This is a genomic window from Mycobacterium sp. NGS26 (assembly GCF_059813025.1).
In genome coordinates this window covers 906,733-931,469 of sequence record NZ_JCALDU010000001.1, presented here as the reverse complement: position 1 = coordinate 931,469, position 24,737 = coordinate 906,733, and the positions used below count along the sequence as shown (strand labels likewise).

Here is a 24,737-nt window from a genome sequence, read left to right as displayed (position 1 = left end):
CCTACAGGGCATGCAGGACGTCGAGGAGTTCCGGGCGGAGGTCCGCTCTTGGCTCGCCGACAATCTGGTCGGCGAATTCGCGGCGCTCAAGGGCCTCGGCGGGCCGGGGCGCGAGCACGAGGCGTTCGAGGAGCGCCGGGCGTGGAACCAGCACCTCGCCAAGGCCGGGCTGACGTGTCTGGGGTGGCCGGTCGAGCACGGCGGCCGCGGGCTGTCCACCGCGCACCGGGTGGCGTTCTACGAGGAGTACGCCCGCGCCGACGCCCCGGACAAGGTCAACCACTTCGGCGAGGAGCTGCTTGGACCGACGCTGATCGCGTTCGGAACCCCCGAGCAGCAGCAGCGATTTCTGCCGCGCATCCTCGACGTCACCGAGCTGTGGTGCCAGGGATATTCGGAGCCGGGCGCCGGCAGCGACCTCGCCAATGTGTCGACCACGGCCGAGCTCGACGGCGATCAGTGGGTGATCAACGGCCAGAAGGTGTGGACGTCGCTGGCCCACCTGTCGCAGTGGTGCTTCGTGGTCGCGCGCACCGAGAAGGGATCCAAGCGGCACGCCGGGCTGTCGTATCTGCTGGTGCCGCTGGACCAGCCAGGCGTGCAGATCCGGCCCATCGTGCAGATCACCGGCACCGCGGAGTTCAACGAGGTGTTCTTCGACGACGCCCGCACCGACGCGTCGCTGGTGGTGGGCCAGCCGGGCGACGGGTGGCGGGTTGCGATGGGAACGCTGACCTTCGAGCGCGGCGTGTCGACGCTGGGACAGCAAATCCGTTACGCCCGTGAGCTTTCCAACCTGGCCGAGCTCGCGCAGCGCAACGGCGCCGCCGACGACCCGTTCGTCCGGGAGCGGCTGACCCGGGCGTGGGCCGGGCTTCGGGCCATGCGGTCGTACGCCCTGGCCACCATGGATGTCGAGCAGCCCGGACAGGACAACGTGTCGAAGCTGTTGTGGGCCAACTGGCATCGCGATCTGGGCGAGCTGGCGATGGACGTCATCGGCAAGCCCGGCATGACCATGCCCGACGGCGAATTCGACGAGTGGCAGCGGCTCTTCCTGTTCACCCGCGCCGACACCATCTACGGCGGCTCCAACGAGATCCAGCGCAACATCATCGCCGAGCGGGTGCTCGGCCTACCCCGAGAGGTCAAGGGATGAGTCTGGCCGAAGCGCCCAAAGAGATTGCCGGACACGGGCTTCTGACCGGCAAGGTCGTCGTCGTGACCGCCGCCGCGGGAACCGGCATCGGATCGGCGACCGCGCGGCGGGCGCTGGCCGAGGGGGCCGACGTGGTGATCTCCGACCACCACGAACGACGGCTGGGGGCGACGGCCGACGAGCTGGCGGCGCTGCGGCAGGGCCGCGTCGAGAGCGTGCTGTGCGACGTGACGTCCAGCGTCCAGGTCGACGCGCTGTTCGCATCGGCCCACGCCCGGATGGGCCGCATCGACGTGCTGGTCAACAACGCCGGGCTGGGCGGGCAGACGCCGGTGGTCGACATGACCGACGAGGAGTGGGACCGCGTCCTGGACGTGACCCTGACGTCGGTGTTCCGGGCCACCCGCGCGGCGCTGCGGTACTTCCGCGACGCGCCGCACGGCGGGGTGATCGTCAACAACGCCAGCGTGCTGGGCTGGCGCGCGCAACACTCGCAGTCGCACTACGCCGCCGCCAAGGCCGGGGTGATGGCCCTAACCCGTTGCAGCGCAATCGAAGCCGTCGAGTACGGGGTCCGCATCAACGCGGTGTCGCCGAGCATCGCCCGGCACAAATTCCTGGACAAGACCACGTCGGCCGACCTGCTCGACCGGCTGTCCGCCGGCGAGGCGTTCGGCCGGGCCGCCGAGCCGTGGGAAGTGGCGGCCACCATCGCGTTCCTGGCCAGCGACTACTCCAGCTACCTCACCGGCGAGGTCATCTCCGTCTCGAGTCAGCACCCGTGAGCGCGAACTGGCCAAGCAAGCGCTTGGTTGATACCCTGATCGAGTGGACCGAGTGACCGGTCAAGCGAACACCCGCCGCGACGAGCTCCTGGAGCTCGCCGCGGCCATGTTCGCCGAGCGCGGCCTGCGCGCCACCACCGTGCGCGACATCGCCGACAGCGCCGGCATCCTGTCCGGCAGCCTCTACCACCACTTCTCCTCCAAGGAGGAGATGGTCGACGAGGTGCTGCGCAGCTTCCTGGATTGGCTGTTCGCCCGCTATCGGGAAATCATCGACAGCGAGGCCAACCCGCTGGAGCGGCTCAAGGGGCTGTTCATGGCGTCGTTCGAGGCGATCGAGCATCGGCACGCGCAGGTCGTCATCTATCAGGACGAGGCCAAGCGGCTGTTGTCGCAGCCCCGGTTCTCCTACATCGAGGACATGAACCGCCAGCAACGCAAGATGTGGGTCGAGGTGCTCAACCAGGGAGTCGACGAGGGCTACTTCCGGCCCGACCTCGACGTCGACCTCGTCTACCGATTCATCCGTGACACCACCTGGGTGTCGGTGCGCTGGTATCAACCCGGCGGACCGCTCACCGCGCAGCAGGTGGGTCAGCAATATCTCGCCGTCGTTCTCGGCGGGATCACCAAAGAAGGAGTTCTGTGATGGCTGAGGCGTACGTCATCGACGCCGTCCGCACCCCGGTCGGCAAGCGCGGCGGATCACTGGCCGGCATACACCCCGTCGACCTCGGCGCGTTGGGATGGCGCGGGCTGCTCGACCGCGTCGACGTCGACCCGGCCGCCGTCGACGACGTGATCGCCGGTTGCGTCGACGCCATCGGGGGACAGGCGGGCAACATCGCCCGGCTCTCCTGGCTGGCCGCCGGCTATCCCGAAGAGGTGCCCGGTGTCACCGTGGACCGCCAGTGCGGCTCCAGCCAGCAGGCGATTTCCTTTGGCGCGCAGGCGATCATGGCCGGCACCGCCGACCTCATCGTGGCCGGCGGCGTGCAGAACATGAGCCAGATCCCGATCTCGTCGGCGATGACGGTCGGCGAGCAGTTCGGGTTCACCTCGCCCACAAGCGAATCCAAGCAGTGGCTGCACCGGTACGGCGATCAGGAGATCTCACAGTTCCGCGGCTCCGAGATGATCGCCGAGAAGTGGAACCTGTCGCGCGAGGAGATGGAGCGCTACGCGCTGACCAGTCACGAGCGCGCGTTCGCCGCGATCCGCGGCGGCCACTTCGACAACGAAATCATCACCGTGGAAACCGAATCCGGGCCGTTCCGGGTCGACGAGGGGCCGCGCGAGTCGTCGCTGGAGAAGATGGCCGGCCTCAAGACGCTGGTCGAGGGCGGCCGGCTGACGGCGGCTATGGCCAGCCAGATTTCCGACGGCGCCAGCGCGGTGCTGCTGGCCTCCGAGCGGGCCGTCAAGGACCACAAGCTGACCCCGCGGGCGCGCATCCACCACATCAGCGCCCGCGCCGCCGACCCGGTGTTCATGCTGACCGGGCCCATCCCGGCCACGCGCTACGCGCTGGAAAAGACCGGGCTGTCGATCGAAGACATCGACACCGTCGAGATCAACGAGGCATTCGCGCCCGTCGTGCTGGCCTGGCTCAAGGAGATCAAGGCCGACCCGGAGAAGGTCAACCCCAACGGCGGGGCGATCGCCCTGGGTCATCCGCTCGGCGCCACCGGCGCCAAGCTGTTCGCCACCATGCTCAACGAGTTGGAGCGCGTGGGCGGCCGCTACGGCCTGCAGACGATGTGCGAGGGCGGCGGCACCGCCAACGTCACCATCATCGAGCGCCTGTAATCCTTTTCGCCGAGCGTGCGTATCTGTACGCCGGCACGCCGCGTCGCGCGTACAACTGCGCACGCTCGGCGGTGGGCAAAGCGCCTACCGGGCAGCCACAACCAGCGCGATCCCGCCGAGTGCCAGCAGCCAACTGGTGAAGCTGCCCACCAGAAAGTACTCGGTCACCTCGTCGATGCCCACGCCGCCATTGCGGTTCTTCTGGGCGCTCAGCTCGGGAAAGCGGATGATGCCCTTGGCGGCGACGACGGCGCTGGCCGCCGCGACCTGTCCGCCGACGCCGAGGCTGAGGATCAGCAGGCGCTCCATCGGTCCCAGCAGCCGGCCGCCCTTGAGCCGGTCCGACGGTTGCGGCTCACCGGCCGGGCGCACCGCGCCCACCGAGCCGAGCACGAGGCGGACCAACTGATTTCCGGTGGCGAACTGCGCCAGCACCACGCCGACGATCATCAGCAGCCGGGTCGGCGTTACGTGGCTCAGCGGCAGCTGCACCCACGCCGACCACCGGCCGACGACCCCGCCGACCCGCGACGACCATCCGGACAACACGATCAGCAGCGCCAGCGCGGCGGCGAACACGGCCAACGGGGCCGCCTGCTGACGGCCGCTGCGCTCGCTGCGCAGGCATAGCCATTCCCAGACGACCGCCGCGGCGGCCGCCACCGCGAGTAGTGGGATGTCACCGCGATGCCACAGCGCGCCCAGCGCCGCGCACGCCACCACCACCGCCGGACCGATCGCCATTGGGGGCCATGCGGTGCGGACCGCCCGCCGACACAGGTCGGCTATTCCGACCGCGAGCAGCAGGACCGCGACACCACTCACGGGAGACCCCGAAGATATTGGGACGCAAGGACAATCAGATCCAGACCGTCGCGGGCCGCCCGCTGGGACACCGCGGAAGGGCTGATGCCCTCCGCCGCGGCGAGTTCCTTTTTGGTCAGGCCCGTCATCAAGCCCCTCACGATCCGTGACGATCTCTCGTCGAGTGATCCAAGCAGATGGTCCCGACAAATCAGGGCCGCGTTGACGGCGGCGACGTCGGTGCGCGTGTCGTCGTCCGCCCGGAATGTGGTGCGCACCAGCGCGAAGCCGGGCTGCCGCTGAATCTGCGCCGTCTGTTGGATGGCCTCCCGCGCGGTCCACCAGCCCGGACCGTCCTGGATTCCCGCGTCGGCGTCGAGCACGATGACCGCGCCCCAACCAATCCCGAAACGGACATCGATCTCGGGGGCGAGCAGTAGGCGCACGGTCAATGCCGCGTCGATGGCGGCACCGAGGGTGGGGTAGCTGCCCTGGAACTCATCGCCGATGGTGAAGGCGGGCGGGTCGAGCGCACCGTCGGCGGCCCGGCGCAGGGCGGCGGCGACGCGTTGATGCAGGGCGGGCCGATCGCCGGCCCGCCTGGATCCCACCACGTCGCCGATCAGGGTCGCACGCGGTGAAGGGGGAGCCTTCACCCTTGTCATATGAAGAGTATAGCTTCATTCAGACATAATTTAGAACATGGCTTAAGGGCCGCTCTTGACCCTGAGATACCGTTCTATGCCGACCCGTTGGAAGGTACGTCGCCGTCGCGCCGACAGCAGGGGCAGGGCCGTCGCCGCGTCGATGATCTCGGGCTGCGTCACGGCGTAGCTTTCGGCGCCGGACGAAATCGCCGCATGCCCCGCGGCGAGGACGTTTTGCAACCAGTCGACCCGGGTGCCGTACGGCAGCGGTATCACGAAGCCGTCGGGCACGCGCTCGGCCACGACCGGTGTGGCGTACTGCTTGCCCGAGCGCCGTCCGGTGTGCCGGATTACCGCCGCATACCAGTGCTTGTGGCCGGCCAGCCGCAACATCAGCGGGTTGAGCAGATGCCTGTTGGAGGCGCGAACCGCGTTCAGGAGCGGGGCGGGCCAGGATTCTGGTGCGAGCGTGATCATCCATCCAGGATGACGCCGCGCCCTGGGCCGGGGCCAGGGTCGTTGGTCCTCCGGCTACGGTTCCTCGATCAGCGCCGCCGCGGCCCGCAGGTGCTCGATCGCGTCGCGGACGATCGAATCGATCAGCTCGGCGCACGACGGCAGGTCGTCGAGGATGCCGGCCACCTGCCCGGACGCCAGCACCCCGGCGTCGGTGTTGCCCTCGACGAGGCCGGCCTTCAGCAGCATCGGGGTGTTGGCCGCCATCACCACCTGCGACCAGGTCAGCTCCTTGCCGTGCCGCATCGCCAGCCCGTCGCGGATCATCGACCGCCAGGTCATCTGCGACATCTTCTTGAACTTCGCCGCATTGCGCACCGCGGCGGTGAAACCCCTTACCGGGGAACCGCTTTCCAGCCTCTCGACCAGACCGGTGCGCAGCACGCGGTGCGGCATGCCGTCGACGCGCGTGGTGACGACGGTGCCGTCCAGCGCCGCCTCCAGGTAACGACGCTTGACGGCGTCGGGCACGGTTGAATCCGAGGTGAGCAGGAACCTGGTGCCCATCGCGACGCCGGCGGCGCCGTAGGACAGCGCGGCCGCGAGCCCGCGGCCGTCGAAGAACCCGCCCGCCGCGATCACCGGGATGCCGGTGCCCTGCACCGCGTCCAGCACGGACGGCAGCAGCAGCGTGGTCGCGACCGGACCGGTGTGCCCACCGCCCTCGCCGCCCTGCACGATCATCGCGTCGGCGCCCCAGCTCGCGACCTTGCGCGCGTGTTTGGCCGCGCCGATCGAGGGGATGACAACCGCCCCAGCGTCTTTCAGCCGGGAGATCAACTCCTGCTTGGGCGCCAGCGCGAACGAGGCTACCTTCACGCCCTCACGGATCATCAGCTCGACCCGGTCACCGGCGTCGGCCGCGTCGGCGCGGATGTTCACGCCGAACGGCTTGTCGGTAGCGGCCTTGACCTTGCCGATCGCGGTGGCCAGCTCGTCCAGCGTCATCGTCGCCGACGCCAGGATGCCGAGCCCGCCGGCGTTGGCCGTGGCGGACACCAGCCGGGCCCCGGCCACCCAGCCCATCCCGGTCTGCACCACCGGATGCTCGACGCCGACCAGCTCGGTCAGCGGCGTGCGCAACTTCATGCCCTTATCTCTCTGTCCCGCAACGACTTCGGGTCGATGACCTCGCGGATCAGGCGCAGCTCGTCGTCGGTCGGCAGCCTTGTCTCCCCGGCCTCGTCGAGGCCGTGCACCTCGAACGACGTGTTCTCGCGGACCTCGTCGGGCGACACCCCGGGGTGCAGGGACACCGCGCGCATGGTCTTGCCGGGGCCGCCGAAGTCGAACACCCCGAGGTTGGACACCACCCGATACGGGTTGGCGAACCGGAATGCCGGATTGCCGGCGTCCACCTTGTCCCAGCCGATGCCGCAGACCACGTCGACCGCCTCGCAGAACACCCGCTTGGAGTGGTTGCCGACCCAGTAGCTGGTCGCATGGTTGATCGCGTTGCCGGGCGCGCCGCGCAGGCCGAACATCTGCCGGGTCGGGTGCTGCAGCGGGCCGAACGCCGAGATGTTCTGATTGCCAAAGCGGTCAACCTGATTGGCGCCCATCACCACGTGGCGCCGCCCCCAGGCCAGCGTCTCGAACACCCGGCCGAACGGCATCCAGCCCTCGATTGCCCCGGCCTTGCCCAGCGCCGGAGTGTCGGCCAGCAGCTGGGCCTCGCCGTCGGTCAACAGGATGTCCGGCGAGAACGTCAACCGGGCCAGCCGCGCCCCGACGTATGCCATGTTCGTCATCGGGCTGATCATGATTTCGCCCGCGTCCCTGAACAATTCGGCGCAGGCAACCGCGCAGATCTCGGCCCGGGTGCTCACTGGTCCGACTCCTCTCCGAAAGCGCGCACGGCCGCCTGGTATTCGTCCTCGCCGCCGGACAGGTACGTTTCGACGAACCGCCGCCAGCCATCCTCGGTCGAGGCGGCCTCGGCGTAGTGTCGCTGGAACTTCTCGTCCCGGCCGTAATCCGGTGCGGCGGTGGTGAAGTGGGCCCCGCCGGGCGCCTCGACGACGGCGTCGACCATCATCCGGTTGACCAGCAGCGCCTGCGGCGGCACCGCCTTGACCAGCTCCTCGGTCGGCACGACGCGCTCCACCGATAGGTAGCGCCGCTCGGCGGCCATCAGGAAGAGGTCGTCGAAGTAGGGGTCGATGCCGGTGTAGGCGGCATTGCCTTGGCTATCACCGAGATTGAGGTGCACGAAGGCGGCGTCCAACGACAGCGCGGGCATGGCGATCAGCGTCTCGTGCCCGCCGCCCGGGGCGGGATAGGGGCTGGTCACCGTCTGCAATTCGCCCTCCCAGAAGTCGGGCACCGAACTGCCCAGCCCGGCGCGGATCGGCAGGAACGGCAGCCGCTGCGCCGCCGCCTGCAGCCCGCAGCGCAGCATGCCCTCGTCCATTTCCCGGGCCTCGATCGCGCCGCTGGTGCGGGCCTTGGCGAACCACGGGTCGTAGAAGGGCGGCGAATCCAGCGAGACGAAGCCGTAGTACGCGCGCTTGACCTTGCCCGCCGAGCACAGCAGCCCCAGGTCGGGCCCGCCGTAGGTGACGACGGTCAGGTCGGTGAGGCCGGTGCGCAGCATGGCACGCACGAAGGCCATCGGCTTGCGCCGCGACCCCCAGCCGCCGATGCCGATCGTCATGCCGCTGCGCAACTGCGCGACGGCGTCGTCGAGGGTGGTCCGCTTGTCGCTCAAGACTTCTCGCCCTTCTTTGTGCCGGCGAACGCGTCGCGGTGCTCGTCGGACACCCCGGCGAGGTTGAGCTCGAACGTAAAGCCTTGCTCCATACGGTAACTCGAGTTGACCCGCTGCACGTCGATGAAGTTGAGCGCCTCCTTGGCCGCCCGGATGACGCGGGTGTCCTTGGCGGCGATGTCGCGGGCCACCCGCAGGGCGGCCTCGTCGAGCTGGTCGCGGGGCACCACCTCGTGCACCGAGCCGAAGTGGTGCAGGGTGGCTGCGTCCACCGTCGCCGCCGTGAAGAACAGGCGCCGCATCAGGTGCTGCGGCACCAGCCGGGACAGGTGGGTGGCCGCCCCGAGCGCGCCGCGCTCCACCTCCGGCAGCCCGAAGGTGGCGTCGTCGGAGGCCACGATGACGTCAGAGTTGCCGACCAGCCCGATGCCGCCGCCGACGCAAAATCCGTTCACCGCCGCGATCACCGGCACCGCGCATTCGTACACCGCGCGGAACGCGGCGAAGCATCCGCGATTGGCGTCGATGAGCGCGGTGAATCCCTCGGTGCGCTGCATTTCCTTGATGTCGACGCCGGCGTTGAAGCCGCGGCCCTCGGCCCGCAGGATGACGGCGTGGGTGTCGAGGTTGTCGCCGGCGGCCGTGATCGCGTCGGCGAGCTCGAACCAGCCTCGTGACGGGATGGCGTTGACGGGCGGGTAGTCGACGGTGACCGCGACGATGCCCGGTTCCGTGGTGGTGGATGTGATCGTCATTGCACTTCCTGATGGGGTGGCTACCTAAGCAAGCACTTGCTTGGTACGCTAGCACAGTGACTCCGCCCGAAGCAGGCTCGCCCCTTTCGGAAGGCATCAACCTGGGGCTGGCTGGGCGGGTCGTTCTGGTCACCGGCGGCGTGCGTGGGGTGGGTGCCGGCATCAGCTCCGTTTTCGCCCGGCAGGGCGCTACCGTGATCACCTGCGCTCGGCGCGCCGTCGACGGTCTGCCCTATGAGTTTCACGCCTGCGACGTCCGCGATGACGATGCCGTCAAGGCGATGATCGACACCATCGTCGGCAACCACGGTGGGCTCGACGTCGTCGTCAACAACGCCGGCGGATCGCCGTACGTGCTGACCGCGGAGTCCACCCCGAACTTCAACCGTAAGATCATCGAGCTCAATCTGATTGGTGCGCTGTCGGTTTCGCAGCACGCAAACGCTCACATGCAAGGCCAGCCGCAGGGTGGCTCGATAGTCAACATCTGCAGCCTGTCCGGCCGCCGCCCGTCGCCGGGCACCGGCGCCTACGGGGCGGCCAAGGCGGGCCTGGAGAGCCTCACCCAGACCCTGGCGGTCGAGTGGGGGCCGAAGGTCCGGGTGAATGCGTGCGTGGTCGGCATGGTGGAGACCGAACAGTCGGAATTGTTCTACGGCGACGCGGAGTCGATCGCCGCGATCTCGAAGAACGTGCCGCTGGGGCGGCTGGCCAAGCCGCAGGATGTCGGTTGGGCCGCAGCGTTTTTGGCCTCGGACGCGGCGTCTTACATCAGCGGCGCCACGTTGGAGGTGCATGGGGGTGGCGAGCCGCCGCACTATCTGGCCACCACGAACGCGAGCGCAGTCAAGTAGAGGAGACAGGAAACTATGGGAGTGGTCGACGGCCGTGTCGTCATCGTCACCGGGGCGGGCGGCGGTATCGGTCGCGCGCACGCGCTGGCCTTCGCGGCCGAGGGTGCGCGCGTCGTCGTCAACGACATCGGTGTTGGTCTGGATGGGTCGCCCGCGAGCGGCGGCAGCGCCGCGCAGGGTGTCGTCGACGAGATCACCGCTGCCGGTGGCGAAGCCATCGCCGACGGGTCCAACGTCGCGGACTGGAACCAGGCGGCGGGCTTGATCCGCACCGCCGTCCAGAAGTTCGGTGGGCTGGACGTCCTGGTGAACAACGCCGGCATCGTGCGCGACCGGATGATCGCCAACACCAGCGAGGAGGAGTTCGACGCCGTCGTCGCCGTCCACCTCAAGGGCCACTTCGCCACGATGCGGCACGCCGCGTCGTACTGGCGCGGGCTGTCCAAAGAGGGCAAAACCGTTGAGGCACGGATCATCAACACCAGTTCGGGCGCCGGCCTGCAGGGCAGCGTGGGACAGGGCAACTACAGCGCCGCCAAGGCGGGCATCGCGGCGATGACACTGGTCGGGGCCGCCGAGATGGGTCGCTACGGCGTCACCGTCAACGCCATCGCACCGTCGGCGCGAACCCGCATGACCGAGACCGTCTTCGCCGAGATGATGTCGACGCAGGACCAGGATTTCGACGCCATGGCGCCGGAGAACGTCTCGCCGTTGGTCGTGTGGCTGGGCAGCACCGAATCGCGCGACGTCACCGGGAGGGTGTTCGAGGTCGAGGGCGGCAAGATCCGCGTCGCCGAGGGCTGGGGGCACGGACCGCAGATCGACAAGGGCGCGCGGTGGGATCCCGCCGAGCTCGGGCCGGTGGTGGCCGACCTGCTGGCCAAGTCGCGCCCGCCGGTCCCGGTCTACGGCGCCTAGCTCGCCGAGCTCGCGCCGAGTGTGAAGCCGTTGCGAAACTGCGCGCTCATCCTCGCAACAGTTTCACTATCGGCGAAGGGGTGGCGAAGGGGTGGTGGTGGCGTCGTCGGCTCGACGCGGTTATGGATCGCAGATGACGATCGGGATGGTCCGGTCGGTCCAGGACTGGTAGTCGTCGAACGAGGGATACATGGCCGTCAACTTGGGCCAGTACTCGTCGCGCTCTTCCGCCGTGGCGTCGCGCGCGCGCAGCTGCAGCACCTCATCCTTGATTTGAACCGACACCTTCGGCTCCGCCTTGAGGTTGAGGTACCACATCGGGTGCTTGTCACTGCCGCCGCGTGACGCGACCAGAACGACGCGGTTCCCCTCGCGCAGGTAGAGCAGCGGGCTCACCCGCGGCTGGCCGCTCTTGCGACCGGTCGTGGTCAGCAGCGCGACCGGACTCTTCTGGAAGGTGCCGCCGAATTTTCCGTTGCTGCGCTTGTAGATCCAGGCGTTGCCGCGAGACATCCACTTGATGAAGAAGGTCACCCAAGGCGAATTGAGACTCTTTGGTTTGTCCATTTGACTGCCGGCCCTTCAGCGCTGAATGAATGGTTGGAAGCGAACCCTGATGTGCTGGATTTCGGCTTGGCCGCTTGGGCTTTCGGCGGGGATCACGAACGTCTCGTTGACCCGCGCGGCGAGCCGCCTGCGGCCGAGTCCCGCCTTGGTCAGCACGTCGTACGCCGCGTGCACCTCGTCGCCGGTGATGCGGTAATCCGGTGGTGTCGTGTCGGCGATGACCCAGTACTGCAGCCCGCGATTCAGGCTGCGGCGCAGGTGATTTCCGGAGAACCCGTTCTTGACGCCTTGCTCGACGCGGGTGCAGCGGGGAGCGAACGGCACGGCATCGCCGTCGTGGCTGACGAGCGCGTCGATGTACGCCTGCGCCGCGGCGATCCGGCTTTCTTCGGAGACGACCACCGACCGGCTAGATCCGTTCGATGATGGTGCCGGTGGACAGGGCGCCGCCGGCGCACATGGTGATCAGCGCGGTGCTCTGATCGGTGCGCTCCAGCTCGTGCAGCGCGGTGGTGATCAGCCGGCTGCCGGTGCAGCCCACCGGGTGCCCGAGCGCGATCGCGCCGCCGTTGACGTTGACCCTGGCCATGTCGGGCTCGTGCACCCGCGCCCAGGACAGCACCACCGACGCGAACGCCTCGTTGATCTCGGTGAGGTCGATGTCGCCCATCTTCATGCCGGCCTTCTCGAGGACCTTGGCCGTCGACTGCACCGGGCCGTCCAGATGGTAGTAGGGCTCGGCGCCGACCAGCGCCTGGCTGACGATGCGGGCCCGCGGCTGCAGGCCGAGCGCCTTGGCCTTGTCCTCGTCCATCCACAGCACGGCCGCCGCGCCGTCGGAGATCTGCGAGGACGTGCCCGCGGTGTGGATCCCGCCCTCGATCACCGGCTTGAGCTGGCTCAACCCCTCCATCGTGGTGTCGCGCAGGCCCTGGTCCCGGGAGACCATGTGGCGGTCGCTGGTGGGCTGCTTCTGCTCGTCGAGCACCGGAGCCTCGATCGGCGAGATTTCCCGGTCGAAGCGGCCCTCGTCCCAGGCCCGCTTGGCGCGCAGCTGGGACTCGAGCCCCCAGGCGTCGATGTCCTCGCGGGTGATGCCGCGGCGCTTGGCGATCCGCTCGGCCGCGGTGAACTGGTCGGGCAGGTCGATGTCCCACGACTCCGCCCGCCAGTTGCGGTCCGGCCCCGCGTTGGCGCCCAGCCCGACCCGGCTCATCGCCTCGATGCCGCACGCGATGCCGACGTCGATGGCGCCGATCGCGATTAGCCCGGCGATCAGGTGGTTGGCCTGCTGCCCGCTGCCGCACTGGCAGTCGACGGTGGTGGCGCCCACCTGCTCGGGCAGGCCCACGGTCAGCCACGACGTGCGGGTGATGTTGTTGGACTGTTCCGCGAACTGCGTCACGCAGCCGCCGACCAGCTGTTCGACGATGCCGGCGTCGATGCCGGCCTTCGCCACCAGTGCCTTCTGCACCCCGCCCAGCAGCTCGGTGGCGTGCAGTCCTGAGAGCCATCCGTTGCGTTTGCCGATCGGGCTGCGGGTGGCTTCGACGATTACCGGGTTACCCATGGGGCCCAGGCTAGAACACGTTTCATTACTCTGACAAGCGAGGATGCTCCGGCGCCTTTTGTCTGCGGTGGAGGCATGTTTTACTGGCAGCAGAGCGCCACTAGGAGAGCTAGTAAGGAGAAGTACCGTGCCCAGCCCGAATCTTCCCCCGGGGTTCGATTTCACCGATCCCGACATCTACGCCGAGCGGATTCCCGTCGAGGAGTTTGCCGAGCTGCGGGCGACCGCGCCGATCTGGTGGAACGCGCAGGCCCCGGGCAAGGGCGGCGGCTTTCACGACGGCGGCTTCTGGGCGATCACCAAGCTCAACGACGTCAAGGACATATCGCGGCGCAGCGACATCTTCTCCAGCTATGAGAACGGTGTGATCCCGCGGTTCAACGACGACATCGCGCGCGAGGACATCGAGGTGCAGCGCTTCGTCATGCTCAACATGGACGCGCCGCACCACACCCGGCTGCGCAAGATCATCTCCCGCGGCTTTACGCCGCGCGCGGTCGGGCGCCTCGAGGACGAGCTGCGCGAGCGCGCTCAGAAGATCGCCCGCGACGCCGCCGCCATGGGTTCCGGCGACTTCGTCGAGCAGGTGTCCTGCGAGCTGCCGCTGCAGGCGATCGCCGGCTTGCTCGGCGTACCGCAGGAGGACCGCGGGAAGCTGTTCGAGTGGTCCAACGAGATGACCGGTGCCGAGGACCCGGAGTACGCCCACATCGACCCGAAGATGTCCTCGGCCGAGCTGATCGGTTACGCCATGAAGATGGCCGAGGAGCGGGCCAAGAACCCGGGCGACGACATCGTGACCCAGCTGATCCAGGCCGACATCGAGGGCGAAAAGCTCTCCGACGACGAGTTCGGCTTCTTCGTGGTGATGCTCGCCGTGGCCGGCAACGAGACCACCCGCAACTCCATCACCCAGGGGATGATGGCCTTCGCCGACTACCCCGACCAGTGGGAGCTGTACAAGAAGGAACGGCCCGAGACCGCCGCCGACGAGATCGTCCGCTGGGCCACCCCGGTCACCAGTTTCCAGCGCACCGCGCTGGAGGACTACGAGTTGTCCGGCGTGCAGATCAAGAAGGGCCAGCGGGTGCTCATGTTCTACCGGTCGGCCAACTTCGACGAGGAGGTCTTCGAGGATCCCTTCACCTTCGACATCATGCGGAATCCCAACCCGCACGTCGGTTTTGGCGGCACCGGCGCGCACTACTGCATCGGCGCCAACCTGGCCAAGATGACGATCAACCTGATCTTCAACGCCGTGGCCGACCACATGCCCGACCTGAAGCCCCTGTCCAAGCCCGAGCGGCTGCGGTCGGGCTGGCTCAACGGCATCAAGCACTGGCAGGTCGACTACACCGGCAAATGCCCGGTGGAGCACTGATGGATTTCGATCTCACCGCGACGCAACAGGCCGTCGCCGACGTTGTCACGTCGGTGCTGGATCGCGAAATCTCCTGGGCCGCTTTGGTTGACGGGGGTGTGACGGCGCTGCCGGTGCCCGAACGCCTCGGCGGCGATGGCGTCGGCCTGCCGGAGGTCGCGACGGTGCTGACCGAGGTGGGCCGCCACGGCGCCATCACGCCGGCGCTGGCCACGCTCGGCCTCGGCGTGCTGCCGCTGCTCGACCTGGCCTCCGAGGAGCAGCAGGACCGATTCCTGGCCGGCGTGGCCAAGGGCGGGGTGCTGACCGCCGCGCTCAACGAACCCGGCGCGGCGCTGCCCGACCGGCCGGCCACCACGTTCGCCGGCGGGCGACTGACCGGCACCAAGATCGCCGTTCCGTATGCCGAACAAGCGGATTGGATGATCGTGACCGCCGACAGCGCGGTCGTCGTGGTGTCACCGAAGGCCGACGGGGTGCGGCTGGTGCGCACGCCGACGTCCAACGGCTCCGACGAGTACGCGGTGACGTTTGACGGTGTGCCGGTTGACGATTCCGACGTTCTGACGGGCGCGACCGCGCACCGGGTTAACCAGCTGGCGCTGGCCGCGATCGGGGCGTACGCCGACGGGCTGGTTGCCGGGGCGCTGCGGCTGACCGCCGACTACGTGGCCAACCGGAAACAGTTCGGCAAGCCGCTGTCCACCTTCCAGACCGTGGCCGCGCAGCTCTCGGAGGTCTACATCGCCTCGCGCACTATCGATTTGGCGGCGAAGTCGGTGGTCTGGCGGCTCTCCGAGGGCCGGGACGCCGACGACGACCTCGACGTGCTCGGGTACTGGATCGCGTCGCAGGCGCCTCCGGTGATGCAGACGTGTCATCACCTGCACGGCGGGATGGGGATGGACATCACCTACCCGATGCACCGGTATTACTCCACGATCAAGGACCTGACCCGGCTGCTGGGCGGGCCGTCTCATCGTCTCGACCTGGTGGGAGCGCAATGTTCATCGAACTGACCCCGGAGCAGCGCCAGCTGCAGGCCGAGCTGCGCCAATACTTTTCCAATCTCGTCTCGGCGGACGAGGTGAAGGCGATGGGGGAGGACCGCCACAACGCCGCCTACCGGGCGGTGGTCCGACGGATGGGCCAGGACGGCATGCTCGGTGTCGGGTGGCCAAAGGAGTTCGGCGGCCGTGGTTTCGGGCCGATCGAACAGCAGATCTTCGTCAACGAGGCGCACCGGGCCGACGTGCCGCTGCCGGCGGTCACGCTGCAGACGGTGGGCCCGACGCTGCAGGTCTTCGGCAACGAGATGCAGAAGAAGAAGTTCCTCCCGGCGATCCTGGCCGGCGAGGTGCACTTCGCGATCGGCTACACCGAGCCCGAGGCGGGCACCGACCTGGCGTCGCTGCGGACCACCGCCGTGCGCCACGGCGACGAGTACATCGTCAACGGTCAGAAGATCTTCACCACCGGGGCCCACGACGCCGACTACATCTGGCTGGCCTGCCGCACCGACCCGGAAGCCGCCAAACACAAGGGGATTTCGATCCTGATCGTCGACACCAAGGATCCCGGCTACTCCTGGACGCCGATCATCCTTTCCGACGGCGCGCACCACACCAATGCGACGTACTACAACGACGTGCGGGTGCCCGCCGACATGCTGGTCGGCGAGGAGAACGGCGGCTGGCGGCTGATCACCACCCAGCTCAACAACGAGCGGGTGATGCTCGGCCCGGCCGGCCGGTTCGCCGCGATCTACGACCGGGTGCACGCCTGGGCGTCCAAGCCGGGCGGCGACGGCGTCACCCCGATCGACCACGACGACGTCAAGCGCGCGCTCGGCGAGATCCACGCGCTGTGGCGGATCAACGAGCTGCTCAACTGGCAGGTGGCCGCCGCCGGTGAGGATATCAACGTGGCCGACGCCGCGTCGACGAAAGTGTTTGGCACCGAGCGGGTTCAGTACGTCGGCCGGCTCGCCGAGGAGATCGTCGGCAAGTACGGCAACCCCGCCGAGTCCGACACCGCCGAGCTGCTCAACTGGCTCGACTCGCAGACCAAGCGCAACCTGGTGATCACGTTCGGTGGGGGCGTCAACGAAGTCATGCGGGAGATGATCGCGGCCTCCGGCCTCAAGGTGCCGAGGGTGCCCCGATGACCGACATCGCCGAAGCCATCGCCGATATCAAGGCGGCCGCCGGCGCCAAGCCGCGCCTGGCCCGGGATCCGGTGAACCAGCCCACCATCAACAACTGGGTGGAGGCCATCGGCGACCGCAACCCCATCTATGTGGACGACGCCGCGGCCCGGGCCGCCGGCCACCCGGGAATTGTCGCCCCTCCCGCGATGATTCAGGTGTGGACGATGTTCGGGCTGGGCGGAGAACGCCCGAAGGACGACCCGCTCGGCCCCATCATGCAGCTGTTCGACGACAACGGCTATGTCGGTGTGGTCGCCACCAACTGCGAGCAGACCTACCATCGCTACCTGCAGCCGGGCGAGCACGTCAGCGTCACCTCCGAGATGGGCGACGTGGTGGGTCCCAAGCAGACCGCCCTGGGCGAGGGGTTCTTCGTCAACCAGCACATCATCTGGCGGGTGGGCGACGAGGACGTCGCCGAGATGAATTGGCGCATCCTCAAATTCAGGCCGCGCGAGGATTCCGCGCCGTCACAGGTGCCGGCGGACCTGGATCCCGACGCCATGATGCGGCCCTCGATGTCGCGGGACACCGCGTTCTTCTGGGAGGGCGTCAAGGCGCACGAGTTGCGGATCCAGCGCCGCCCCGACGGCAGCCTGCAGCACCCGCCGGTGCCCGCGGTGTGGCAGGACAAGGCCCAGCCGATCGACTACCTGGTGGCCAGCGGCCGCGGCACGGTCTTCAGTTTCGTCGTGCACCATGCGCCCAAGGTGCCCGGACGCACGCTGCCCTTCGTCATCGCCCTCGTCGAACTCGAGGAGGGCGTGCGCATGCTGGGTGAGCTGCGCAACGTCGACCCGGCGAAGGTGGAGATCGGAATGCCGGTGCGCGCAACCTATATCGACTTCCCCGCCGGTGACAGCGGACCGGAGTGGACGCTGTACGCGTGGGAGCCGCAGGCATGAGCGCGCCGACCGTCGAGGTGGGCACCAAACTGCCCGAGCTGAAGCTCTACGGCGATCCCACGTTCATCATCTCGACCGCCCTGGCCACCCGCGACTTCCAGGACGTGCACCACGACCGCGACAAGGCGCAGGCCAAGGGCTCGAAGGACATCTTCGTCAACATCCTCACCGACACGGGGCTGGTGCAGCGCTATGTCACCGACTGGGCCGGGCCGGCGGCGTTGATCAAGTCGATCGGGCTGCGCCTGGGTGTGCCGTGGTACGCCTACGACACGGTGACGTTCTCCGGCGAGGTGACGGCGGTGGAGGACGGGCTGATCACCGTGAAGGTGGTGGGCCGCAACAGCCTTGGCGATCATGTCATCGCGACCGCCACGCTGACGATGGGGGATGCCTGATGTTGTCCGGGAAGGCCGCCATCGTCGGCATCGGCGCCACCGACTTCTCGAAGGACTCCGGCCGCAGCGAGCTGCGGCTCGCCGCCGAGGCGGTCCAAGACGCGCTCGACGACGCCGGCCTGACCCCGGCCGACGTCGACGGTCTCACCACGTTCACGATGGACACCAACACCGAGATCGCCGTCGCCCGTGCGGTCGGCATCGGTGAGCTGAAGTTCTTCTCCAAGATCCACTATGGCGGCGGTGCCGCGTGCGCGACCATTCAGCACGCGGCGATGGCCGTCGCGACCGGCGTTGCCGATGTGGTGGTGGCCTACCGGGCGTTCAACGAGCGGTCCGGCATGCGGTTCGGCCAGGTTCAGGCCCGGCTGGTGGGTGACGCTGCGGCCCAAGCCGATTCGACGACGGCGGACAACTCCTTCTCCTATCCGCACGGGCTTTCCACGCCGGCCGCGCAGGTGGCCATGATCGCCCAGCGGTACATGCATCTCTCCGGTGCCACCAGCCGCGACTTCGGCGTCATCTCGGTGGCGGACCGCAAGCATGCCGCCAGCAACCCGAAGGCGTACTTCTACGGCAAATCGATAACCATTGAGGATCACCAGAATTCGCGGTGGATCGCCGAGCCGCTGCGGCTGCTGGACTGCTGCCAGGAAACCGACGGCGCGGTGGCGATCGTGGTGACATCCGTGGAGCGGGCGCGCGATCTCAAGCAGCGGCCGGCGGTCATCGAGGCCGCGTCCCAGGGCTCCAGCCCCGACCAGTACACGATGGTCAGCTACTACCGCCCCGAACTGGGCCTGCCCGAGATGGGCCTGGTGGGCCGGCAGCTATGGCAGCAGTCCGGGCTCAAGCCGTCGGACATCCAGACCGCGGTGCTCTACGACCATTTCACCCCGTTCACGCTGATTCAGTTGGAGGAGTTGGGATTCTGCGGCAAGGGTGAGGCCAAGGACTTCATCGCCGACGGCGCCGTCGAGGTGGGCGGCCGGCTACCCATCAATACGCATGGGGGCCAGCTCGGCGAGGCCTACATCCACGGCATGAACGGGATCGCCGAGGGCGTGCGGCAGCTGCGCGGCACCTCGGTGAACCCGGTGCCCGACGTCGAGCACGTGCTCGTCACCGCGGGGACGGGCGTCCCGACGTCGGGCCTGATTCTGGGCTAGGCCAACGCGCCAACGTGCCAACGCGCCTTCGTGCGCCGAAAGTGAAGCCATTGCGAAGAATTGGCGGAAGACTCGCAACAGTTTCACGCTGGGCGCGAAGGAGACGCATTGACGCTAGGCGGGGACCAGTTCGACACCGGACAGCACGACGGCGTTGTCGCGCGCGGGCGCGACGACGCTCGCCAGGAAACGGCCGTTCTCCTTCCAGATGCCGACCTTGAGCGTTTCGCCGGGGTAGGCCACGCCGGCGAAACGCGCGCCGTAGGCGGCCACCGCCCCGGCATCGCCGTCCAGCAGCGCATCGGTGATCGCCTTGCAGGTCATGCCGTAGGTGCACAGGCCATGCAGAATCGGCCGGGGAAACCCTGCGGCAGCGGCGAATTCGGGATCCGAGTGCAGCGGGTTGCGGTCGCCGCAGAGCCGGTACAGCAGCGCCTGCTGCGGCAAAATCGGCATCGACACCTCCAGGTCGGGGGCCCGGTCCGGCGCCGCGTCCGACGACGCACCCCCTGAAGGCCCACGCTCCCCGCCGAATCCGCCCTCGCCGCGGGCGAAGATCGACCGTTTCTGCGTCCACAGCAGGGTGCCGTCCGGCGCGCTGACCGTCGTCTCGCTCCAGATCACCGCGGCCTTGCCCTTGTCCCAGATATCGGTGAACCGGGTGACCGCGCGGGCCGAGCCCGACGGCGGCAGCGGCGCGGGCACCTCGACCCGCTCGGACGCGTGTAACACCTTGCCCAGCTCGATGTCGATGCCGGGAAACTTCACGGTCGGCGGTTTGGTGGCGTGGAAAGTCGCCGCCACGTTGCCGAATGTCGGCAGCACCTGCGGCGTGTCGTCGACCAGGTAACGAAGCTCGCGGGGATCCATCGGGTCGGCGCCGGCGCCCAGCCCCAGGTGGTAGAGCTGGATATCGCTGCTGACCCAAGAGAATTCGATCGGCTCCAGCTCGGCGGCCAGGGCGACTTCCACGTCGATCGGCATGTCAGTTCTCTCCCGCTTGATCGGCGATATGCAGCGCGGCCAGGTATCCGAAGGTCATCGCCGGCCCGATCGTGCCGCCCGGGCCGGGGTAGGTGTGTCCCATCACCGGGGCGCTGACATTGCCGGCGGCGTAAAGGCCTTCGATGATGGTCCCGTCGTCGCGCAGGGCGCGGCCGTGGACATCGGTGCGGATTCCGCCCTTGGTACCGAGATCCCCCGGCACCATCTTGGCGGCGTAGTACGGCGGCTGACTGATCTCGCCGAGGTTGGGATTCGGCTTGTTGGTCGGGTCGCCGTAATACCTGTCGTAGGCGCTTTCGCCGCGGTGGTAGTCCTCGTCGACACCCGACCGCGCAAAGCCGTTGAACCGCTGCACGGTGGCCACAAATTCGCCCGCTGGCAGCCCCGCCGTTGAGGCCAGCTGCTCCAACGTGTCGGCCTGGACGATCACGCCGGACTCCAGCCACTTGCGTGGAATGCGTTGTCCGGGATTGAGTCCCGCGAAGATGTAGCGGTCCCGGTACCGCTGGTCGAACACCAGCCACGCCGGTATGTTCTCTCCCGGTCCGGGCCCCTGGCCGTATTCCCCGCCGTACATGTGATGGCAGGCCTCGACGTAGGGCATCGATTCGTTCATGAACCGCTTGCCCGACATGTTGACGATGATCGACCCGGGGGAATTGCGCTCCGACAGGGCGAACCAGGGCGCGCCGACCAGCGGTACCGTCGGCCCCCACCACGCGTCCTCCATCAGATCCAGTGCGGCACCGAGCTTTTCACCGGCGATGATGCCGTCACCGGTATTGGCCTTGGCGCCGACGGTCCACTCGGTGGTGATCGGCGCGCGCTGGTATTTCACCCGCATCTGCTCGTTGTGCTCGAAACCGCCGCTGGCCAGGATCACCCCTCGTCGGGCCCGGATCAGTTGGGGCTCGGCCGGTTCCGGCGCGGTGGTGTCGGTGACGTAGACGCCGCGCACCGCCCCGTCCTCGACGAACAGGTCGGTGAGCGCGGTGTTCAGCCTGACCGGGACGCCCGCCCGTTGCAGGCCGATCCGCAACGGCCCGATCAGGGCGCGGCCCATGCCGACGAGGTTCTTGCCGGTCGCCTTCGCCCACATCGTGCGGGCGCCGACCCGCAGGCTGCGCAGCACGCCCCGCGGGTGCCGCTTCAGCTGGTTCAACCGCACGTAGTCCTGTTGCATCACAACGACATTCAGCGGCACCTTGCCGTACGCTGGTTCGAGTCCGGCCTCGTCCTCGCCGAGCTTGCGCGCGTCGAACGGCTTGGGTTCGATCGAACGCCCCCCCGCGCGGCCCCCCGGCGCCTCGGGGTAGTAGTCGGAGTAGTTCGGGACCCAGCACATCTTCAGGGGTGTGTGCTTGAGCACGAACGACAGCATCTCGGGCCCGCGTTCGAGGTAGGCGTCGATGCGCTCGGGCTCGACGATGTCGCCGACGATGCCGTGCAGATAGGTGCGGGCCGCCTCGGCGGTGTCCTTGACGCCGTCGCGCCGAAGAACCTCGTTGTTCGGAATCCAGACGCCCCCGCCCGACCGCGCGGTGGAGCCGCCGAAGTGGGCCGCCTTTTCGATGACTACTGTCGAGAGGCCTCGGTGCGCGGCGGCGAGGGCAGCAACCATCCCGGCCCCGCCGCTCCCGACCACGACGACGTCGTACTCCTGCGCTGTCATGTAGAACACGTTATAGAATTGCCCGGGTCGGGCGCTACTGACCCGGTCACACGGACGAGGGGACTTCGGTAATGCTCACTGTTGCCACGCGCGACGAGCTGGCTGCCGACCTGGCGCAAGCCGAACGGAGCCGTCAGGCGATCGCTCCGTTGACGGCCGCCTACCCGGATATCGACGTCGTCGACGCCTATGAGATTCAGCTGATCAACATCCGGCAGCGCGTCGCCGAGGGCGCCCGCATCGTCGGCCACAAGGTGGGCCTGTCGTCGAAGGCGATGCAGCAGATGATGGGGGTCGACGAGCCCGACTACGGCCACCTGCTCGACGAGATGCAGCTGTTCGAGGACACCCCGGTCAAGGCGGCTCGCTATCTGCTGCCACGGGTAGAGGTCGAAGTGGCCTTCATCCTGGCCGAGGACCTGCCGGCGGCCGGTTGCACCGAGGACGACGTGCTCGCGGCCACCGAAGCCCTGGTTCCCGCGATCGAGCTGATCGACACCAGGATCACCGACTGGAACATCTCGTTGTGCGACACCATCGCCGACAACGCCTCGTCGGCCAGCTTCGTCCTGGGCGAGGCGCGGGTGTCGCCGGCCGACATCGACGTCACCGCGATCGACGCGGTGCTGACCCGCAACGGCGAGGTGATCGCCGAGGGCCGCAGCGACGCCGTGCTGGGCAATCCGGTCACGGCGGTCGCATGGTTGTCCCGCAAGGTGGAAAGTTTCGGGGTGCGGCTGCGAAAGGGTGACATCGTATTGCCGGGTTCGTGCACGCGGGCGATCGATGCGCGGGCCGGAGACGAGTTCGTCGCCGACTTCAAGGGCCTCGGTTCGGTCCGGTTGTCGGTCGAATGATCTCGGATTACTTTTTGAATTAGTCCAAATACCAGGAGCTTTTGAAAGAGGACCGTCATGCCGTCTAAGGCAAGCGTGGCCATTGTCGGGTCGGGAAACATCAGCACTGACCTGCTCTACAAGCTACTGAGGTCGGACTGGCTGGAACCGCGCTGGATGGTCGGGATCGACCCGGAGAGCGAGGGCCTGGCCCGGGCCCGCAAGCTGGGTTTGGAGACCACCCACGAGGGGGTCGACTGGCTGCTGGCGCAGGCGGAGAAGCCCGACCTGGTGTTCGAGGCGACCAGCGCCTACGTGCACAGGGACGCGGCGCCCAAGTACGAGGCCGCGGGAATTCGCGCCATCGACCTGACGCCGGCCGCGGTCGGCCCGGCGGTGATCCCGCCCGCCAACCTGCGCGAGCACCTGGACGCCCCGAACGTCAACATGATCACCTGCGGCGGGCAGGCGACCATCCCCATCGTCTACGCGGTGTCGCGCGCGCTCGTCGACCACGGCGGGGTGCCCTACGCCGAGATCGTTGCGTCGGTGGCCTCGGTGTCGGCGGGCCCGGGCACGCGGGCGAACATCGACGAGTTCACCAAGACCACCAGCAGGGGCGTGGAAACCATCGGCGGCGCCAGGCGCGGCAAGGCGATCATCATCCTGAACCCGGCCGACCCGCCGATGATCATGCGCGACACCATCTTCTGCGCCATCCCCGAGGACGCCGACCGCGACGCGATCGCCAAATCCATCCACGACGTGGTGGCCGAGGTGCAGACCTATGTGCCGGGATACCGGCTACTCAACGAGCCGCAGTTCGACGAGCCGTCGATGAACTCTGGCGGCCAGGCCCTGGTCACCACCTTCATCGAGGTCGAGGGGGCCGGCGATTACCTGCCCCCGTACGCGGGAAACCTGGACATCATGACCGCCGCGGCCACCAAGGTCGGCGAGGAGATCGCCAAGGAGACGCTGTCGGTGGCAGGAGGAACGCGATGACTACCGACATCTTCTTCAACCCGATCTGGGACGTCCGGATGACCGACACATCCCTGCGGGACGGGTCCCACCACAAGCGTCACCAGTTCACCAAGGACGAGGTCGGCGCCATCGTCGCCGCCCTGGATGCCGCCGGCGTCCCGGTCATCGAGGTGACGCACGGCGACGGGCTGGGCGGCTCGAGCTTCAACTACGGGTTCTCCAAGACGCCCGAGCAGGAGCTGATCAAACTTGCCGCCGAGACCGCCAAAGAGGCCAAGATCGCCTTCCTGATGCTGCCCGGGGTGGGCACCAAGGAGGACATCAAGGAGGCGCAGGACAACGGCGGGTCGATCTGCCGCATCGCCACGCACTGCACCGAGGCCGACGTGTCGATCCAGCACTTCGGGCTTGCCCGCGAGCTGGGCCTGGAAACCGTCGGGTTCCTGATGATGGCCCACACCATCCCGCCGGAGAAGCTGGCCGCGCAGGCCCGCATCATGGCCGACGCCGGTTGCCAGTGCGTCTATGTGGTCGACTCGGCCGGGGCGCTGGTCCTCGAGGGGGTGCGCGACCGGGTCGCGGCGCTGGTCGCCGAACTGGGTGACGACGCCCAGGTGGGCTTCCACGGGCACGAGAACCTCGGGCTGGGGGTGGCCAACTCGGTGGAGGCCGTCCGGGCCGGCGCCAAGCAGATCGACGGCTCCTGCCGCCGCTTCGGGGCCGGCGCGGGCAACGCGCCCGTCGAGGCCCTCATCGGGGTGTTCGACAAGATCGGCGTCAAGACCGGCATCGACTTCTTCGACATCGCCGACGCCGCCGAGGACGTGGTGCGGCCGGCGATGCCCGCCGAGTGCCTGCTCGATCGCAACGCGCTGATCATGGGCTACTCCGGGGTGTACTCCAGCTTCCTCAAGCACGCGGTCCGTCAATCCGAGCGCTACGGCGTGCCCGCCGCGGCGCTGCTGCACCGGGCCGGGCAGCGGAAGCTGATCGGCGGCCAGGAGGACCAGCTGATCGACATCGCGCTGGAGATCAAGCGCGAGCAGGAGAGCGGCGCCGCCGTCACGCACTGACGCCG

Annotated in this window: 27 protein-coding genes; 15 read left to right on the top strand and 12 right to left on the bottom strand. The window is 68.2% G+C overall.

Annotated features, from left to right (window positions below; translation table 11 throughout):
- Positions 1–10 precede the first annotated feature (10 nt).
- The 4 genes from ipdE1 to fadA6 are packed head-to-tail and all read left to right on the top strand — an operon-like array spanning position 11 to position 3,753.
- Positions 11–1,159, top strand: a complete 1,149-nt coding sequence (ipdE1, locus tag AC5Y6X_RS04525) for an acyl-CoA dehydrogenase IpdE1 (protein ID WP_324679282.1) — start codon at positions 11–13, stop codon at positions 1,157–1,159.
- A complete protein-coding gene (gene ipdF, locus AC5Y6X_RS04520) occupies positions 1,156–1,944 on the top strand; it encodes a (5R,7aS)-5-hydroxy-7a-methyl-1-oxo-2,3,5,6,7,7a-hexahydro-1H-indene-carboxyl-CoA reductase (RefSeq protein WP_499984852.1) in 789 nt (262 codons plus the stop codon). The genes ipdE1 and ipdF overlap by 4 nt, the downstream gene beginning before the upstream one ends.
- A gap of 43 nt (positions 1,945–1,987) precedes the next feature.
- Positions 1,988–2,593: a TetR family transcriptional regulator KstR2 gene (gene kstR2 / locus AC5Y6X_RS04515; RefSeq protein WP_499984850.1), complete on the top strand. Its 606-nt coding sequence runs from the start codon at positions 1,988–1,990 to the stop codon at positions 2,591–2,593.
- Positions 2,593–3,753, top strand: coding sequence for a steroid 3-ketoacyl-CoA thiolase FadA6 (gene fadA6 / locus AC5Y6X_RS04510; RefSeq protein WP_499984848.1), 1,161 nt, complete (start codon positions 2,593–2,595; stop codon positions 3,751–3,753). The genes kstR2 and fadA6 overlap by 1 nt, the downstream gene beginning before the upstream one ends.
- A gap of 84 nt (positions 3,754–3,837) precedes the next feature.
- Here fadA6 and AC5Y6X_RS04505 read toward each other — a convergent pair whose 3' ends face one another.
- Genes AC5Y6X_RS04505 through echA20 form a run of 7 tightly spaced genes read right to left on the bottom strand, consistent with a single transcriptional unit; the run spans position 3,838 to position 9,185 of the window.
- A complete protein-coding gene (locus AC5Y6X_RS04505) occupies positions 3,838–4,578 on the bottom strand; it encodes a hypothetical protein (RefSeq protein ID WP_499984846.1) in 741 nt (246 codons plus the stop codon).
- A complete protein-coding gene (locus tag AC5Y6X_RS04500) occupies positions 4,575–5,222 on the bottom strand; it encodes a SatD family protein (protein ID WP_499984844.1) in 648 nt (215 codons plus the stop codon). The genes AC5Y6X_RS04505 and AC5Y6X_RS04500 overlap by 4 nt, the downstream gene beginning before the upstream one ends.
- Positions 5,223–5,264: 42 nt before the next feature.
- A complete protein-coding gene (locus AC5Y6X_RS04495; protein ID WP_499984842.1) occupies positions 5,265–5,681 on the bottom strand; it encodes a PNPOx family protein in 417 nt (138 codons plus the stop codon).
- Positions 5,682–5,735: 54 nt separating this feature from the next.
- Positions 5,736–6,809, bottom strand: coding sequence for a (3aS,4S,5R,7aS)-5-hydroxy-7a-methyl-1-oxo-octahydro-1H-indene-4-carboxyl-CoA dehydrogenase (gene ipdC, locus AC5Y6X_RS04490; RefSeq protein ID WP_499984841.1), 1,074 nt, complete (start codon positions 6,807–6,809; stop codon positions 5,736–5,738).
- Entirely contained in the window at positions 6,806–7,549 is a 744-nt protein-coding gene (gene ipdB / locus AC5Y6X_RS04485) for a cholesterol ring-cleaving hydrolase subunit IpdB (RefSeq protein ID WP_499984839.1), read from the bottom strand. The genes ipdC and ipdB overlap by 4 nt, the downstream gene beginning before the upstream one ends.
- Positions 7,546–8,430, bottom strand: coding sequence for a cholesterol ring-cleaving hydrolase subunit IpdA (gene ipdA / locus AC5Y6X_RS04480; RefSeq protein WP_499984838.1), 885 nt, complete (start codon positions 8,428–8,430; stop codon positions 7,546–7,548). The genes ipdB and ipdA overlap by 4 nt, the downstream gene beginning before the upstream one ends.
- Positions 8,427–9,185, bottom strand: a complete 759-nt coding sequence (gene echA20, locus AC5Y6X_RS04475) for a (7aS)-7a-methyl-1,5-dioxo-2,3,5,6,7,7a-hexahydro-1H-indene-carboxyl-CoA hydrolase (RefSeq protein ID WP_499984837.1) — start codon at positions 9,183–9,185, stop codon at positions 8,427–8,429. The genes ipdA and echA20 overlap by 4 nt, the downstream gene beginning before the upstream one ends.
- A gap of 95 nt (positions 9,186–9,280) precedes the next feature.
- Between echA20 and AC5Y6X_RS04470 the strand changes: the two genes are divergently transcribed.
- Positions 9,281–10,039 (top strand): SDR family oxidoreductase, encoded by a 759-nt coding sequence (locus tag AC5Y6X_RS04470; RefSeq protein ID WP_499985241.1) that lies wholly within the window; start codon positions 9,281–9,283, stop codon positions 10,037–10,039.
- Between the two features lie 15 nt (positions 10,040–10,054).
- On the top strand, positions 10,055–10,960 hold the full coding sequence (locus AC5Y6X_RS04465; RefSeq protein ID WP_499984835.1) for an SDR family oxidoreductase: 906 nt from the start codon (positions 10,055–10,057) through the stop codon (positions 10,958–10,960).
- A gap of 120 nt (positions 10,961–11,080) precedes the next feature.
- Here the strand turns inward: AC5Y6X_RS04465 and AC5Y6X_RS04460 are convergent, their stop codons facing one another.
- The 3 genes from AC5Y6X_RS04460 to AC5Y6X_RS04450 are packed head-to-tail and all read right to left on the bottom strand — an operon-like array spanning position 11,081 to position 13,097.
- On the bottom strand, positions 11,081–11,527 hold the full coding sequence (locus AC5Y6X_RS04460; protein ID WP_499984834.1) for a nitroreductase family deazaflavin-dependent oxidoreductase: 447 nt from the start codon (positions 11,525–11,527) through the stop codon (positions 11,081–11,083).
- Between the two features lie 15 nt (positions 11,528–11,542).
- Entirely contained in the window at positions 11,543–11,929 is a 387-nt protein-coding gene (locus AC5Y6X_RS04455) for a DUF8021 domain-containing protein (protein ID WP_324673430.1), read from the bottom strand.
- 7 nt (positions 11,930–11,936) lie between these two features.
- Positions 11,937–13,097 (bottom strand): steroid 3-ketoacyl-CoA thiolase, encoded by a 1,161-nt coding sequence (locus AC5Y6X_RS04450; RefSeq protein WP_499984833.1) that lies wholly within the window; start codon positions 13,095–13,097, stop codon positions 11,937–11,939.
- A 127-nt stretch (positions 13,098–13,224) separates the two neighbouring features.
- Between AC5Y6X_RS04450 and AC5Y6X_RS04445 the strand changes: the two genes are divergently transcribed.
- From AC5Y6X_RS04445 to ltp2, 6 genes are read left to right on the top strand one after another with little or no spacing between them, the layout of a single operon-like run.
- Complete coding sequence (locus AC5Y6X_RS04445) at positions 13,225–14,478, top strand: cytochrome P450 (protein WP_324673434.1); 1,254 nt, start codon at positions 13,225–13,227, stop codon at positions 14,476–14,478.
- A complete protein-coding gene (locus AC5Y6X_RS04440; RefSeq protein WP_499984832.1) occupies positions 14,478–15,497 on the top strand; it encodes an acyl-CoA dehydrogenase family protein in 1,020 nt (339 codons plus the stop codon). The genes AC5Y6X_RS04445 and AC5Y6X_RS04440 overlap by 1 nt, the downstream gene beginning before the upstream one ends.
- Complete coding sequence (gene fadE29, locus AC5Y6X_RS04435; RefSeq protein WP_499984830.1) at positions 15,482–16,645, top strand: acyl-CoA dehydrogenase FadE29; 1,164 nt, start codon at positions 15,482–15,484, stop codon at positions 16,643–16,645. Before AC5Y6X_RS04440 ends, fadE29 begins: the two co-directional genes overlap by 16 nt.
- A complete protein-coding gene (locus AC5Y6X_RS04430; protein ID WP_499984828.1) occupies positions 16,642–17,592 on the top strand; it encodes a bifunctional MaoC family dehydratase N-terminal/OB-fold nucleic acid binding domain-containing protein in 951 nt (316 codons plus the stop codon). The genes fadE29 and AC5Y6X_RS04430 overlap by 4 nt, the downstream gene beginning before the upstream one ends.
- Positions 17,589–17,990 (top strand): MaoC family dehydratase, encoded by a 402-nt coding sequence (locus AC5Y6X_RS04425; protein ID WP_499984827.1) that lies wholly within the window; start codon positions 17,589–17,591, stop codon positions 17,988–17,990. Before AC5Y6X_RS04430 ends, AC5Y6X_RS04425 begins: the two co-directional genes overlap by 4 nt.
- Positions 17,990–19,159: a 17-hydroxy-3-oxo-4-pregnene-20-carboxyl-CoA lyase gene (gene ltp2, locus AC5Y6X_RS04420; protein WP_499984825.1), complete on the top strand. Its 1,170-nt coding sequence runs from the start codon at positions 17,990–17,992 to the stop codon at positions 19,157–19,159. Before AC5Y6X_RS04425 ends, ltp2 begins: the two co-directional genes overlap by 1 nt.
- 114 nt (positions 19,160–19,273) lie before the next feature.
- Here ltp2 and chsH3 read toward each other — a convergent pair whose 3' ends face one another.
- Positions 19,274–20,143 carry an enoyl-CoA hydratase ChsH3 gene (chsH3, locus tag AC5Y6X_RS04415; protein WP_499984823.1) on the bottom strand — a complete coding sequence of 290 codons (870 nt, stop codon included), beginning with the start codon at positions 20,141–20,143 and terminating at the stop codon, positions 19,274–19,276.
- Position 20,144: 1 nt separating this feature from the next.
- The gene (gene kstD, locus AC5Y6X_RS04410; RefSeq protein ID WP_499984821.1) at positions 20,145–21,836 is read right to left on the bottom strand and encodes a 3-oxosteroid 1-dehydrogenase; all 1,692 of its coding nucleotides are present in this window, start codon (positions 21,834–21,836) and stop codon (positions 20,145–20,147) included.
- Between the two features lie 71 nt (positions 21,837–21,907).
- Here kstD and AC5Y6X_RS04405 point away from each other — a divergent pair, with 71 nt between their 5' ends.
- Genes AC5Y6X_RS04405 through dmpG form a run of 3 tightly spaced genes read left to right on the top strand, consistent with a single transcriptional unit; the run spans position 21,908 to position 24,732 of the window.
- On the top strand, positions 21,908–22,693 hold the full coding sequence (locus AC5Y6X_RS04405) for a 2-keto-4-pentenoate hydratase (protein ID WP_499984819.1): 786 nt from the start codon (positions 21,908–21,910) through the stop codon (positions 22,691–22,693).
- A gap of 57 nt (positions 22,694–22,750) precedes the next feature.
- Positions 22,751–23,677 (top strand): acetaldehyde dehydrogenase (acetylating), encoded by a 927-nt coding sequence (locus AC5Y6X_RS04400; protein ID WP_499984817.1) that lies wholly within the window; start codon positions 22,751–22,753, stop codon positions 23,675–23,677.
- On the top strand, positions 23,674–24,732 hold the full coding sequence (gene dmpG, locus AC5Y6X_RS04395) for a 4-hydroxy-2-oxovalerate aldolase (RefSeq protein WP_499984815.1): 1,059 nt from the start codon (positions 23,674–23,676) through the stop codon (positions 24,730–24,732). Before AC5Y6X_RS04400 ends, dmpG begins: the two co-directional genes overlap by 4 nt.
- Positions 24,733–24,737: the final 5 nt, after the last annotated feature.

Bases quoted from the DNA above. Each gene is read 5' to 3' on its own strand.
- ipdE1 (WP_324679282.1), top strand. From the start codon at position 11: ATGCAGGACGTCGAGGAGTTCCGGGCGGAGGTCCGCTCTTGGCTCGCC.
- ipdF (WP_499984852.1), top strand. From the start codon at position 1,156: ATGAGTCTGGCCGAAGCGCCCAAAGAGATTGCCGGACACGGGCTTCTG.
- fadA6 (WP_499984848.1), top strand. From the start codon at position 2,593: ATGGCTGAGGCGTACGTCATCGACGCCGTCCGCACCCCGGTCGGCAAG.
- AC5Y6X_RS04500 (WP_499984844.1), bottom strand. From the start codon at position 5,222: ATGACAAGGGTGAAGGCTCCCCCTTCACCGCGTGCGACCCTGATCGGC.
- AC5Y6X_RS04495 (WP_499984842.1), bottom strand. From the start codon at position 5,681: ATGATCACGCTCGCACCAGAATCCTGGCCCGCCCCGCTCCTGAACGCG.
- ipdC (WP_499984841.1), bottom strand. From the start codon at position 6,809: ATGAAGTTGCGCACGCCGCTGACCGAGCTGGTCGGCGTCGAGCATCCG.
- echA20 (WP_499984837.1), bottom strand. From the start codon at position 9,185: ATGACGATCACATCCACCACCACGGAACCGGGCATCGTCGCGGTCACC.
- AC5Y6X_RS04465 (WP_499984835.1), top strand. From the start codon at position 10,055: ATGGGAGTGGTCGACGGCCGTGTCGTCATCGTCACCGGGGCGGGCGGC.
- AC5Y6X_RS04460 (WP_499984834.1), bottom strand. From the start codon at position 11,527: ATGGACAAACCAAAGAGTCTCAATTCGCCTTGGGTGACCTTCTTCATC.
- AC5Y6X_RS04450 (WP_499984833.1), bottom strand. From the start codon at position 13,097: ATGGGTAACCCGGTAATCGTCGAAGCCACCCGCAGCCCGATCGGCAAA.
- AC5Y6X_RS04440 (WP_499984832.1), top strand. From the start codon at position 14,478: ATGGATTTCGATCTCACCGCGACGCAACAGGCCGTCGCCGACGTTGTC.
- fadE29 (WP_499984830.1), top strand. From the start codon at position 15,482: ATGTTCATCGAACTGACCCCGGAGCAGCGCCAGCTGCAGGCCGAGCTG.
- AC5Y6X_RS04430 (WP_499984828.1), top strand. From the start codon at position 16,642: ATGACCGACATCGCCGAAGCCATCGCCGATATCAAGGCGGCCGCCGGC.
- AC5Y6X_RS04425 (WP_499984827.1), top strand. From the start codon at position 17,589: ATGAGCGCGCCGACCGTCGAGGTGGGCACCAAACTGCCCGAGCTGAAG.
- ltp2 (WP_499984825.1), top strand. From the start codon at position 17,990: ATGTTGTCCGGGAAGGCCGCCATCGTCGGCATCGGCGCCACCGACTTC.
- chsH3 (WP_499984823.1), bottom strand. From the start codon at position 20,143: ATGCCGATCGACGTGGAAGTCGCCCTGGCCGCCGAGCTGGAGCCGATC.
- kstD (WP_499984821.1), bottom strand. From the start codon at position 21,836: ATGACAGCGCAGGAGTACGACGTCGTCGTGGTCGGGAGCGGCGGGGCC.
- AC5Y6X_RS04405 (WP_499984819.1), top strand. From the start codon at position 21,908: ATGCTCACTGTTGCCACGCGCGACGAGCTGGCTGCCGACCTGGCGCAA.
- AC5Y6X_RS04400 (WP_499984817.1), top strand. From the start codon at position 22,751: ATGCCGTCTAAGGCAAGCGTGGCCATTGTCGGGTCGGGAAACATCAGC.
- dmpG (WP_499984815.1), top strand. From the start codon at position 23,674: ATGACTACCGACATCTTCTTCAACCCGATCTGGGACGTCCGGATGACC.